Origin of the sequence: Nocardia sp. NPDC050697, assembly GCF_040654395.1 — a bacterium.
Classification (GTDB): domain Bacteria; phylum Actinomycetota; class Actinomycetes; order Mycobacteriales; family Mycobacteriaceae; genus Nocardia.
The window spans coordinates 301,993-314,507 of sequence record NZ_JBFAHY010000004.1; the positions used below are offsets into that span (position 1 = coordinate 301,993).

General features: G+C 61.9%; 9 protein-coding genes and 3 pseudogenes. 8 read left to right on the forward strand and 4 right to left on the reverse strand.

From position 1 onward, the window contains the following. Positions 1-125 precede the first annotated feature (125 nt). On the forward strand, positions 126-1,097 hold the full coding sequence (holA, locus tag AB0H71_RS16965; RefSeq protein WP_357021154.1) for a DNA polymerase III subunit delta: 972 nt from the start codon (positions 126-128) through the stop codon (positions 1,095-1,097). A 16-nt stretch (positions 1,098-1,113) separates the two neighbouring features. Here holA and AB0H71_RS16970 read toward each other — a convergent pair whose 3' ends face one another. Continuing rightward, positions 1,114-2,193, reverse strand: a complete 1,080-nt coding sequence (locus AB0H71_RS16970) for an aldo/keto reductase (protein WP_357021156.1) — start codon at positions 2,191-2,193, stop codon at positions 1,114-1,116. Positions 2,194-2,308: 115 nt separating this feature from the next. Between AB0H71_RS16970 and AB0H71_RS16975 the strand changes: the two are divergent. From AB0H71_RS16975 to AB0H71_RS16985, 3 genes and pseudogenes are all read left to right on the forward strand, one after another. Continuing rightward, positions 2,309-2,467, forward strand: a pseudogene (locus AB0H71_RS16975) (transcriptional regulator); the annotation flags it as partial. A gap of 336 nt (positions 2,468-2,803) precedes the next feature. Beyond that, positions 2,804-3,043, forward strand: a complete 240-nt coding sequence (locus AB0H71_RS16980) for a hypothetical protein (protein WP_357021159.1) — start codon at positions 2,804-2,806, stop codon at positions 3,041-3,043. A gap of 26 nt (positions 3,044-3,069) precedes the next feature. After that, a complete protein-coding gene (locus AB0H71_RS16985; protein WP_357021162.1) occupies positions 3,070-3,570 on the forward strand; it encodes a hypothetical protein in 501 nt (166 codons plus the stop codon). A 92-nt stretch (positions 3,571-3,662) separates the two neighbouring features. On the opposite strand, the pseudogene AB0H71_RS16990 reads toward AB0H71_RS16985, so the two are convergent. Further along, positions 3,663-3,934 (reverse strand): annotated as a pseudogene (locus tag AB0H71_RS16990) (hypothetical protein); the annotation flags it as partial. A gap of 8 nt (positions 3,935-3,942) precedes the next feature. On the opposite strand from AB0H71_RS16990, the pseudogene AB0H71_RS16995 reads away from it, so the two are divergent. The 3 genes and pseudogenes from AB0H71_RS16995 to AB0H71_RS17005 form a co-directional block, all read left to right on the forward strand. Beyond that, a pseudogene (locus AB0H71_RS16995) lies at positions 3,943-4,332 on the forward strand (Holliday junction branch migration DNA helicase RuvB); the annotation flags it as partial. 383 nt (positions 4,333-4,715) lie between these two features. Then, a complete protein-coding gene (locus tag AB0H71_RS17000; protein ID WP_357021165.1) occupies positions 4,716-5,603 on the forward strand; it encodes a hypothetical protein in 888 nt (295 codons plus the stop codon). A gap of 412 nt (positions 5,604-6,015) precedes the next feature. Next, positions 6,016-6,726 (forward strand): hypothetical protein, encoded by a 711-nt coding sequence (locus AB0H71_RS17005; protein WP_357021168.1) that lies wholly within the window; start codon positions 6,016-6,018, stop codon positions 6,724-6,726. A 1,535-nt stretch (positions 6,727-8,261) separates the two neighbouring features. Here the strand turns inward: AB0H71_RS17005 and AB0H71_RS17010 are convergent. After that, on the reverse strand, positions 8,262-9,167 hold the full coding sequence (locus AB0H71_RS17010) for a DNA-processing protein DprA (protein ID WP_357021171.1): 906 nt from the start codon (positions 9,165-9,167) through the stop codon (positions 8,262-8,264). A gap of 54 nt (positions 9,168-9,221) precedes the next feature. Beyond that, positions 9,222-10,628 carry an SIR2 family protein gene (locus AB0H71_RS17015; RefSeq protein ID WP_357021174.1) on the reverse strand — a complete coding sequence of 469 codons (1,407 nt, stop codon included), beginning with the start codon at positions 10,626-10,628 and terminating at the stop codon, positions 9,222-9,224. Between the two features lie 472 nt (positions 10,629-11,100). Between AB0H71_RS17015 and gltX the strand changes: the two genes are divergently transcribed. Beyond that, entirely contained in the window at positions 11,101-12,504 is a 1,404-nt protein-coding gene (gene gltX, locus AB0H71_RS17020) for a glutamate--tRNA ligase (RefSeq protein WP_357021177.1), read from the forward strand. Positions 12,505-12,515: the final 11 nt, after the last annotated feature.

Sequence of the window (12,515 nt, forward strand, 5' to 3'; positions counted from 1 at the left end):
GACGCGATGCCCGGACCGCACCACAACCGAGCGGCCCCGGCGTGAACCACCGCGGCTCCGCCGACCGGAGCACCGTCGTCCGCCGCCGGAAATCGGTGTCACCGCCGAACCGTAGGATCGACCGCGTGAGCGAGCAGGCGGCAGCGGTGCATCTGGTGCTCGGCGACGAGGAGTTGTTGATCGAGCGCGCGGTGGCGACGGTCACCGCCGAGGTCAGGTCCACCGCACCGGACCCGGACGCGGTGCCGGTGGAGCGCCGGCGGGCCGGCGAGGCGACGACCGCCGAACTCGCGGAGCTGCTGAGCCCCTCCCTGTTCGCCGAGGACCGGCTGATCATCCTGGAATCCGCCGCCGACGCGGGCAAGGAAGCCGTCACGCTCATCGGCGAGGCCGCCGCCGACCCGCCCGCGGGCGTGGTGCTCGTGATCCTGCACTCCGGCGGCGGCCGGGCCAAGGCGCTCGCCACCACCCTGCAGAAGGGCGGGGCCAGGGTGCACTACTGCGCCAAGCTCACCAAGCAGGCCGAGCGGGTCGATTTCGTCCGGGGCGAGTTCCGCGCGGCGGGGGTGAAGGCGGGCGGTGACGTGGTGCAGGAGCTGCTCGACGCCGTCGGCTCCGACCTGCGCGAGCTGGCCGCCGCCTGCTCCCAGCTCGCCGCCGACACCGGCGGCACCGTGAACGTGGCCGCGGTGCGCCGCTACTACTCCGGCCGCGCCGAGGTCAGCGGCTTCGATGTGGCCGAGCTCGCCGTGGTCGGCAATCGAGCCGCGGCCATGGAGGCGCTGCGCTGGGCCGACGACCGCGGCGTTCCGCACGTCCTCCTGGCCGACGCGCTCGCCGACTCGGTGCACACCATCGCCAGGGTGGGCTCGGCCGGGCGCGGTGATCCGATGCAGCTCGCGCAGCAGCTCGGTATGCCGCCCTGGAAGGTGAAGAAGGCCAAGGCGCAGGCCAGGGGGTGGAGCCCGGAGAAGATCGGCACTGCCATGCGGGTGGTCGCCACTCTGAACGCCGATGTCAAGGGTGGCGCCGCCGACTCCGGCTACGCCTTGGAGCAGGCGCTCGGCCGCATCTGCGACCTGCACGGCGGTACCTGAGCGATCGAGTCTGCCGTCAGCCGACAGGCAGCCGCTCCTCGACCTTCAGGTCGCCGAATGTCACCGACCGCGTCACCGGCCGACGCAGGAAGTCGTGCGGGAAGCCGAGCTCGATGGCGCTGGCTCGCTCCAGCCGGTCCAGCTGCTCGGCGGAGAACTCCACCTCGAGCGCGCCCAGATTGTCGGTGAGCTGGTCGAGCGTGCGGGCACCGACGATCGGCGAGGTCACCCCCGGCTGCCGCAGCACCCAGGCCAGCGCCACCTGGGCCGGGGTGTACCCCGCCGCGCGGGCGATCTCCCGCACCACGTCGGCGATGCCGAGGGCACGCTCGGTGAGCGAGCCCGCGGAGGCGGCGACATTGCGCCTGCTGCCCGCCGCATCCGCCGAGGTTTCGATATTCAGATCCGCGCGGCCGTACTTCCCGGTCAGCACGCCGCTGGCCAGCGGCGACCACGGGATGACGCCGAGCCCGAGCTCGCGCGCCATGGGCACCAGCTCCCGCTCCACGGTGCGCTCGACCAGGTTGTACTCGATCTGCAGGGCGATCAGCGGCGCCCAGCCGCGCAGGTCGGCAATGGCCTGCATGCGCGACACCTGCCAGGCGGGCGCGTCCGAGATGCCGACGTAGAGGACCTTGCCGGAGCGGACCAGGTCGTCCATGCCGCGCAGGATCTCCTCGACCGGGGTGCGGTAGTCCCAGGCGTGCAGGTAGAGCAGGTCGAGGTAGTCGGTGTTCAGGTTGCGCAGGCTCGCCTCCACCGAGGTGACCATGCTCTTGCGCTGGTTGCCGCCGGAATTGGGGTCGCCGGGGCGGCGCAGCATCGTGTATTTGGTGGCGATCACCAGGCTGTCCCGGCGGTCGGCGGCGAACTCGCCGAGGAAGCGCTCCGAGGTGCCGTCAGTGTAGGCGCTGGCGGTGTCGATGAAGTTGCCGCCGCGGTCGAGGTAGGTGTCGAAGATCGTGCGGGCTTCGGCGGCGTCGGCGCCCCAGCCCCACTCCGAGCCGAAGGTCATGGTTCCCAGCGACAGCGGTGACACCCGCAGCCCCGAGCGGCCGAGCAGCCGGTAGTCGTCGAGGGCGCGCACGTCGGTCATGTCGAACTCCTTGCCGGTCGAATGTCGTTGCGCCATCGAGTCTGCCGAGCCGGGGCCGGGCCGGTCAGGGAGGCTTCTTCCTGGGAAAGCCGGTCCTACGCTCCGTACCATCGGGGTGGTGACGAGCACGGTGGACACCACACGGGAACTCGCGGCCTTCCTGCGCACCCGGCGCGAGCGGCTCACGCCGAGCGCGGCCGGGCTGCCGCCGCGCGGGCAGCAGCGGCGGACGCCGGGGCTGCGGCGCGAAGAGGTCGCCGAGCTGGCCGGGGTGAGACGTTCGTTACACGCTCCTCGACTACGCAGCCAGCACAAGTTCGTGTTCTGCGGGGCACCAGTGTGCTCCGGAGAACCCAGGTGCACTGGGATTCCGTCCGACCGCCACAGGCCGTTACGATTCACGTGACCCGGATCACAGCCGTCCTGAGCTGGCGCTTTGGGCCTTTCTGCGATTGGGTGCAGCGCTGTGGATGGTGCTAATCTCCTCTCACACGGGCAGTCTCATGCCCAAAGCCTCAGCCTCTCCCGGCTGAGGCTTTCGTCGTTCTGAAGCAAACCGTCTCAAGCCCTCGGCACCCGGCCGGGGGCTTTTTTGTGCCCGGAGGTTCCCATGTCCCCTGTCCCGGCCGTCGTGTCATCCGCGCTCACCGCAGGCTTGTGGCCGCTGCTGATCTCGATCACCGCCATCATGACGGTGACCATCGTGGCCTTGGTGCGCGCAGAGAAGGCCGACATTCCCGCTGTCTTCGAATCGTTCGCCCGTGCCTTCGGCTTGCAGCGAAAGGTACGTGAGCAGCGGGATACTGATTCGATGCCGCCGGTCGAGCGCTCCGACGAGGAGGAGTTGTGAATCGCCGCCCCGTTCGACGACGGGCAGTGGAGAAGGATGCCACGGCCAATGTCACCATCGAGGAGGCTTACAGTCGCGCCGCACAACGCTATGGATCGCGCGAATGGGGGGCCGAGCGACTCGAAGACGACTGCATGGAGCTGGAACGGCTGGCCCTCGACCGCAACCGCCGAGCTGCCTGCATGCGGCTGGTCACAGCGGTAGTTGACGAACTCTGGCTCAACGGCGATGAACAGCCCGACCTTGAGGATTTCGCGCGCACCATGGTCAAGATCTCCCAGCGCGCGGGAGAGCGACATCGCCTGGTGCGATGCGCTGCACACGGCTGGCAGGAGCCACATCTGTACGGCACCTGCCTGGAGTGTCCGTGCCTGGTGCCCAGTTATTACTCGCGCGCAGGACGGGAGCCTGGCCGCACCCGCGAGTATTGCAGCAACGCATGCCGCCAGCGAGCGTATCGCCGCCGCCGGGCAGCCGAACGTACAACGGCGTCCCCGATTGACGTCGGCAGTCTGCCCAATCTCTAGGGGCTGGCTACCGGTATTCGAGCCGAGTCAACCAGTGGGCGGATCGGCCGGGTCGGGAAGTGGGGCCGGCAGTGCGGTGCCCCACTTCCCGGCTACTTGGCGGGTGCGGGAGCGGTGATGGAGTACTGCGCGGCGGCCGCCACCGTGACCGGTGTGGTCACCAGTAGTTGCCCGGCGACGGTGCAGAGGGCGCCGACGGCGACGGTGGGCAGGAACGGGCCGAACAATCCGATGATGGTCGCTGAGGCGACCGTGGCTCCGGCGATGCCGCCGAGTCCGCTGAGCAGGGTGCCGCGGTAGCACCGAGTGCGATGGTGCTGGTCAGGCGCGATTAGGCGGCAACCTCGCGGTCGAACTCCGTCTTGGCGCGATGTCCACCCCCTGGAGATCGCGCCGTTCACCCTGGTCGGCGCCACCACCCGCTCCGGCGCGCTCACCGGGCCCCTCCGGGACCGATTCGGCTCCGTCGCGCGCATGGACTTCTACGAGCCCTCCGAGCTGACCGGATCGTGCGCCGCTCCGCGGGCATCCTCGGCATCCCCGATCGACGACTCGGCAAGTTTCGAGATCGCCCTCCGCTCCCGCGGGACACCCCGGATCGCCAACAGACTGCTGCGCCGCGTCCGTGACTACGCCCGAGTACGCGGCGACCGAATCATCGATCATGCCGCCGCCACCGCCGCGCTGGCGACCTACGACGTAGACAGCGTGGGAACGGACCGGCAAGACCGCGCTGTCCTCTCCGCCCTCACCCGCAACTTCAACGACGGCCAATCGGAGTATTAACCGTGCCAGGGGTCAGATGTCAGTCACACACCTTCCATGGGCCCGTCCACATTGAGCGAGACGCAGCATCGACCCCGTCCGGTTGCAGCCCATGATGAGGCCGAGGCGCAAAGGGGGTCGTGGCTCATCGGCTACTCAGTTGCAGAACAGTAGCCGTTAGTCTACGGGCGGGACACCGAATCAAGCATGGACGGATGTCCTGAAATCGGTCTCTAGCCACGTCGCCGACACGAAGTAGGTTTGAGCAGAGAGTGATACCGATGCACACACGGTGTGTCGGGTTGGTCCCGAATTTGAGTGCTTCCATCAGCCAGTGCCAATCTGACGCGGGGGGTTTGGGGATGTTCTAGCCTGGCCTGGTGACCTCGACTGCGGATGCGCGCAATGAGTTGCCCGGTGTTTCAACCGAGACCGCCCAGACGCGCCCAGACGACCCGACCGGACCAACGTTCAGAGAGTCGCCCGAGCACACAGGTTCAGACGAATCGACTTCGCTTGACGAATCTGAAGTCGACGTGAAGGATCGATCCGTCTCGACGGCTACGGAAACCTATTTCCGTGCCGTAATCCTCGGCCTAGGCGTCTTGACCACAATCTGTGCGATACTAATTCCGGCATTTGGTCGGGAGATAAGCAGCAGATACGAAATCATCGTGCTTGTCCTGGGGCCACTCTTGATTTCGATGGCGATGATTCCACCGGGTGCGTCACGCCGCTTACGTCGGGCATTGGCGTCGGTTGGAGACACTCTCCAACCGATCGAAGCGCCGACACCGCCCTTCATCATCAACGCGAGCGACAATGCCCAGATTCGAGTGGACTCGGTTGGGTCGGACGTATCGATGATCCGGACATCGGAGTCGTTGCAGAAACAGGAGCAGATTCTGCGCGACATGTATTTCCAGGGTCTGCGGCAGGCGAAGCGGAGCTTCAATGTCAGCCTCATCGCCGCCGTTGCCGGGGGCTGCTTGCTTTTGTGGGGAGTTTTCCTCGCTATTTCAAACGCGCCCACTCCAGCAGGACAGGACTACGCGAGTGTCGTTGCTGTTGGCGCAGGCATCGTGATCAACATCTTATCGTCGATCTTCTTCATCCAATCTAACCGAGCCCGAAGGGATATGGCTCAGCAGGGCTTGCTGCTACGTGAGGAAAGCCAAGAGACCGACGCCTCGCCGCAGCGCGGGAGTTGGTCGGTGGTATTCAACAAGACGACCTCCGCGACATGGTACGTGCCCACCTCTCTATGACGCTACTAGCGGTGGATCCTGACATGAACCAGGACAAACAATTGGCACCAACGTCACTTAAAAAACCCGAGAAGGGTGCAGTGAAAGCGTGATCTACACTGTATTTCAACGAGTAATGCCACTGCTCACCGGGACTGTGGCAGGCATTAAGAGTGCGTAGTCGGCACTCAAGTGCAAGTGGTGAGTTTATATGCTCTGCCGGTTCGCAAGGCGATCCGTGAAATGCACACTGGCACCTGACGTATGCCAATCTCGGCATGTGCGATGTCCTTGCGGACCGAAGTGGCAGTTGTGGCAACTGTGGCACGCAGTCACTATGAGCCGATGGCTCCTCTGCCTATCTTGCGCATGGTGATCTATAGTGCGCCTGAGTGGCAGACTGAATTAGTTCGAATCGAAAGGATCACCCTTAGTGCGACGCAGCAGTAAGAATAGCGGATTTCGCGCTCGATTAGCCATCTGGATTGTGGGTCTGAGTTTGACCGCAATAACGGCTATCTCCGTTATGGTGGTTATGATGGCCCTGCCTGAAGATCGGGCTAGGGCTTCGCAGTTGGTATTTTCATCGGTACTTCCCCTATTTGGAACTTGGGTAGGTACAGTTCTGGCATTTTACTTCGCTCGCGAGAACTTCGAAGCCGCCACGCGATCGACGCTCAGTATATCAAGTCAACATCGGCATGATGACGCGGTTGTCGAGGTGATGATTGCTCGCGCGCAGATGGTAGTCCATGCCGGTCGGAGCGGTGAGGATCTTGGAGCTACATCTCTGGAATCAATTGCGACGATAGTCAAGGTGACTGGCAAAAAGCGAGTGCCGATCTTAGATGATAAGGGGAGCGCAAAATACATTATCCATCAATCGCTACTCGACTCATACGCCAGAACTGTCTCCGAGTCGGACCACGCGAGTGCACGGCTTGACGACCTATTGTCTGATCCCGAGAATAGACGTCTCGCGGAAGCTGTGGCCTTCATACCAATAACCGCCACGTTGGGTGAGGCGCGCGATCAGATGCACTACGTGAATGGATGCAACGACATCTTCGTTACTGCGTCGGGCAATCCATCAGAACCCGTCCTTGGCTGGCTCACCGATAACCTGTTGGCGACTATCCAATGATTGAGATACGGGCGTTCGAGGGAGGATCGATTATCGAAGTCGCTACAAGAATGTGCGGACTTGAGTGACGATCGACGTCGTTGGAAATTCTGAGAGAGCACCGTCCATTCATAATCTGATGAGAGATCCATCGGTGATCCACAAGTGGCCCCAAGAGTTGCGCAGAGGCCATCTTCTGAACCAACTCAGGCCATGTAATTGCCTCCACGCCGAAGTAGTGATAACTTCGCCCCGAATGGTATAGGTGGCCATTCAGTCCTAGCTCCGTAAGAATCTCCACCGCTACCCTGTCATTCTGTTTCGAGGCTGGCAGCGCGAAATCTAGCATCGGGAGATGAAGGTCGTCCGGCCGACATTCAACTCGAACCTCCGAACCAAGTGAAGCCATATGACGGGATTCAAGCTGGTCGTAACTTCCGGCTCGAAGTCGCTTGGAAAATTCAGTCAGCTCGAGTGCGTCGAGCTTATCGGGAGTCCCTCCATGGCGGATTGCGCGAGTAAATAGGGCCATCCGCGTAGGCGCTGAGGCTTTCGTCGCGTCCCACAAAAGAAAATCCCAGAAACCGAAGCCTAATTCTCTGTACGAACTGCGCGCAGCCCGAGTTAAACCCTGAGCCTCCTCCGAGATTTCTCCTCCCCGTAAAGAGGGTGGGCGTACGGTTGATTCTACTCGCACAGAAGTAACTTTCGCCGAATCGAGAAGATTTGGCAACGACTCCGCCAAGCCGACGGGGTCGCACGGTCGCCATGATGGCACGCGGGGCTTATGCATCGCTATTAGACCTTTCCGATAATGGGTCCGGTGGCCCAGTCGAAAGGAACTGCCTTCTGTCTACCCCAGAGCTTTTCCGCCACCCGATTGTAATCGGGGTTGATGCGTCGCGCTAGGACAACTGTCGCTGCCACTGTATAGCCCGACTGTGTTAAAGCGTATGCCGCGCTATTGAGGCGAGCTCCGGTGGTATAAACATCGTCAAATAATACCAGCTGTTTCCCGCAATCAGGATCGCCGTCCACTACGAATCCACTTTTCGAGGGTTGTCTATGTCGGAGCTCGCCAGGGCCTCGGCTGAGAATGTGCATCGTTGGCACGTCCACCTTGAGTGAGTCGATTATGAGCTCCAGCGGGTGAATGCCTGGTCTGTCTGTCGAAGGTACTACTACTATGCCATCCACGCCGTCGCGAGATCCGATCCTACTGCCGTAATCGATAATGAAGCGCCCCACCATTGATCGCACTATCGGTACATAGCTGGCAATATAAGGCTCGCTGTCATCGATTCTGCCTTTATATTGAGTCAACCAATCGCGCAGCTGAGAAGGTTTGCTGTAAAGGGAGATGAGACTTAATGGATTTGCTGGACACCCAAGTTTTCTCCGGATATCTTGGCAATTGTTGCACTCAAGACTGCCGTCGTCGAACTTCCACGTCCGGCAGAGGGTGCATACATCATCGCGATCGTCTGGCGGAGGCACTAATTCAGGAATTATGCTGTTTGATGTCTCTACGAGCGGATCAATGGGGACTGTTAATCTCATTGGAAATCCTTTACTGCCGTCCAAATCTCTTCGAGAGACGACACGAATCGCGCTAGCCCGCGACTTCGGAAATCCTGTGCCCAAGCCTCTTGTTCAAGCGCGGGGGCCCACATAAGAGCCACTCGGCCGTAGCTAATAGCCTGCTCGAACTCGTGCTTACTTCCGCTCCGAGCGCGTCCGTCCATGATGATGCTCACGTCGCACATCCCGGCGATCACGCAATTCCGTCTCAAGAACGTAGTACTTGTGCGAGGAGCGCGAGGAGCAAACTGAGAGACGAGCATGCCGTTCTGTGCAATCTGTTGGGATAGCGCAACGTTTGTCTCAGGATATATCGTTCGGATACCTGTGCCCATGACGGCTACGGTCTTACCCCCGGCGTCTAGGCAACCCTGATGGGCGGCGCTATCGATTCCGGCCGCGAGGCCGGATACAACCGTCACCCCCAACGATGCGAGCTCCGACGCAAGCTCCCGTGCGTCTGAAAGGATGTTTGACGCAGCGGATCGGCTTCCTACAATCGCAACATGCGGGCCGCCGGGCGCCGTCCCCATGGTGTAGAGAATCGGCGGAGCGTCCCAGCATTTCGCGAGTTTGTCGGGGTATCCGCTGGATCCTGCTAATACCGCTCGAACAGCGCTTCGTCCATGAAGCTCTTGAAGCTCTATCAGCCACTCTTGAACTCTGGTCGGCTTCATGTGGTTGAGCAAATACGCCACTAGCGGACTGGCGCCCAGCGATGCGGGATCAACGTCACCCTGGGCTGTTGCGGCGACTTCGCCTAGAAGCATGCCTCGGAACTTCGTATCCCGCAGGATGTTGGTGAGGTCGCTGGGTTCGGCGGGCAGCAGTTCTAGCGCCGCCATGGCCGTGCTGACGGCTCGCAGATCGAGGGTGTTCACGAAAAGCACTGTATGGCAGTACACCGACAGGATGCAGCAGCACCTGCTTCGCGCTCAGCCCTTACGGTACATCGCCTGCTCAAGCAGTCGAGCAGCTGCACGTGCAGCGATCATCGGTTGCGGATCTCCCAGGTTTCTCCAGTCCACCTCCGACGCCACGCGCCCGCCGAGTTCAGGGGGACGATCAGCATGAGCCTCCCAATACTCGCGCGCTGCCCCACCAGACCCTGCTAGAGGCACTACACCGACACCGCGGCCACGTGCCCAGTTGATCTCTTCTTTCGTCCTATCTCCACCGCCGATAGCCAGTAAGGCTCTGCAGTCGTCGAGGAGTATGCCGACCAACTGTTCTCTGTCGAGATCCGTGTAGACCGAGGTTCCGACTCGTTCGTTCATATGAGGGGGTGGTTCTTGCTTCCGCCTGAAATAGAATGTCAGTTTTTCAGGCGAATATCTTTGCTCAGAAATATAGATTCGAGCAAGTTGGCATGTTACATTCCAGCCTGAAGGTCCGCCAAGCGACGTAATTTCCCACTCGCCTCTTTCTGCAAGTTGAGATGCTACGTGCTCACACCAAGGGAGTATCTCATCCTCGGAGCGAGGTGTTCCAGAGGAGTCAACTCCTGCGCTCCCAGCTACGAAGAGACGCATCGGCCTCGTCCTTCGGACTAGAGCCTGAACTATATCCTGTAGCTCATCAAAGTCGTCAATCTCGCAAACTTTGACTCCGCTGCTTTCCAAGTCCTTTACACGTAAGCAGTGCAGGATTAGTTCGTCGGCCCCAGTCGGGCGCTTGAGTACCGTGAGATGACGATCGGTGACCGATGTCGCGTGCTGCCGGGCGAGGCGGAGTAGGATGTCTATGTTGGGGTCGGTGAAACTGAATCCTAAGAATAGAAAAGTCTTGCTCAGATAGGCAGCTCTCAATAGCGCCCAGGTGCGGGGCCGACGAAACTCATACTGTTCATAATCGCTGCGCGTGATTACCGGAAGTTCGGCCCATTCGGGTCCAGGTTCGGCCGACACGCTTCCGTGCATTTTGACTATAGTCCGATTCAGGGTGCCAATTTTTCGGATATCGTCGTCGGTCTTTGCGACAAAAGTGTTCTCGTCGCAAGCGTTCTCTATTAACTCATCATAATTGGTGGTCCAGATTTCTTTTACGGGAATGTGGGCCAGTAGCTTATGTCCATCTGTAGGTTCGATCTTCTGTGCGATCACCTCGAGGATGTGTTCACGGAGCGCTTCCGTTCCAACGTTCTTCTTGTCGTTGGCGAGGTATTCCGCTACGAGCGGGTAGTCATGATGATTGGGTACTTCTGCTCTATCCTGCAGAGGTTTGAGTAGCTGCGACCAGGTCGGTAGTCCAGCTGCCACCGAGAGGCCGGCCCCGATGAAGAGTGCGCCGTTTCCGACCGAAACTGCCTCTCCAAAGGCGTCTACCAGGTCGTACTGGTCCATGACCCTCCTGCCGCTTCGTCATCACACGCGATCAGAGATGTCTACCGGACTCGTAGGCGCACCGCAATCTTGTCAGATACCGTTACTACGAGCGCTTCGTGTGAGCATGCCCTAGGCCGGCGCTGCGACCGTGGACACATCGTCGGCATTAGCGAGTACAGACGCTGACCGCGTCGTTGGGCTGGCGATACCTGGAAGGCAGTATCCGGCCTGTCCAAGCGTCGGCAAGGCGTACACGCTGCTGGCGATCGTCTGATGGAGATCGAGCTGAGCCACGTGATTGCTGATGATTCTGCACGGATCAGCAAGCAGGACCACCCAGCTGATGATGGAAACAGCCTTGACCGGGACAGCACGCCCCCACCGGCCGTCGTTTCTGGTACCGGAGGTTCGTAGCGCGAAGGGATCCGACTTTGCCTAGGATGCAAACCCACCGCGCTCGTGTGCTGGTGGCAGCGGGTAGATTCGTACGGTGACCACGAGAGTTCGATTCGCTCCCTCTCCCACGGGGATGTTTCATGTTGGTGGCGCGCGCAGCGCGCTGTTCAACTGGGCCGTTGCTCGCCGCTCAGGCGGCCGCTTCGTGCTACGAATCGAGGACACCGATCAGGCTCGGAACAAGCCGGAGTGGGTCACCGGAATCATCAGCGCAATGGCGGCGATCGGGATTTCGGAGGTCGATCCGGCGTTCGAGGGCCCCTACTTCCAGTCGGCGAACGCCGACGCGCATCGCGCCGCCGCCGCTCAGCTGTTCGCGGCCGGTCGCGCCTACTACTGCGACTGCACCCGTGAGCAGGTCACCGCGCGCACGGGCAAGCCGGACGCCGGTTATGACGGGCATTGCCGGGCTCGTGGGCTGGAGTATGCCGAGGGCCGCGCGCTGCGGTTCCAGACCCAGGATGACGGGGACACCGTGGTGTCGGACCGGATCCGCGGTGAGACGGCGTTCCCGAACCGCGCGATCGAGGATTTTGTCATCGCGCGCGGTGACGGCACGCCGTTGTTTCTGCTCGCGAATGTCGCCGACGATGTGGACGAGCGGATAACTGAGGTGATTCGTGGTGAGGAGCACCTGTCGAACACTCCGAAGCAGCAGTTGCTGTGGGAAGCGCTCGGGCACACACCGCCGGTGTGGGCGCACTTGCCGGTGATCGTGAACGAGAAGCGACAGAAGCTGTCCAAGCGCCGCGACAAGGTGGCCCTCGAGGACTACATCGCCGAGGGCTTCCTTCCCGATGCCCTGGTCAACTACCTGATGCTGCTGGGCTGGGGGCCGCGGGACAGCGGCCCGGAGATTCGCCCGTACGCGGAGCTCGAGGCTCAGTTCGACATCGCGGATGTGACCAAGGCCAGCGCGTTTTTCGACGTGGCCAAGTTGAAGGCGTTCAACGGCGAATATCTTCGCGCCCTCGATGTTCCGGCATTCATCGCCGCATGTGAGCCGTGGTTGCGTGCTCCGCACGCGCCGTGGACCGAGGATGCCTTCGACCCGGAGGTGTTCGCGAGGGTGGCGCCGCTGGCTCAGTCCCGGATCGCGGTGCTCGGCGAGATCACCGCCTACGTCGATTTCCTGTTCTTGGACGAGCCGGTCACCGACGAAGCGGCGTGGTCGAAGGGTATGAAGCCGGGTGCGGACGACATGCTGGCAGCCGCTGCGAAGGCGCTGACCGGCGCGGCCTGGGACGCCGAGGCGATCCGGGCCGCGATCGAGGCCGCTGCTGCTGAGGTGGGGTTGAAGCTCGGGAAGGCTCAGGCTCCGGTGCGGGTCGCGGTCACCGGCCGCACGGTCGGGCTTCCGCTGTTCGAGTCGTTGGAAGCGGTGGGCAGGGAGCGGACGTTGGCCCGGATCGAGGCGGCTCGCGCGAAGCTCGCCTGACGCAGGCCAGG

What these genes read in the sequence shown, in the direction of transcription:
- AB0H71_RS16980 (WP_357021159.1), top strand. Translation starts at nt 2,804, where the DNA reads ATGTCCCCTGTCCCGGCCGTCGTGTCATCCGCGCTCACCGCAGGCTTG.
- AB0H71_RS16970 (WP_357021156.1), bottom strand. Translation starts at nt 2,193, where the DNA reads ATGACCGACGTGCGCGCCCTCGACGACTACCGGCTGCTCGGCCGCTCG.
- AB0H71_RS17015 (WP_357021174.1), bottom strand. Translation starts at nt 10,628, where the DNA reads ATGGACCAGTACGACCTGGTAGACGCCTTTGGAGAGGCAGTTTCGGTC.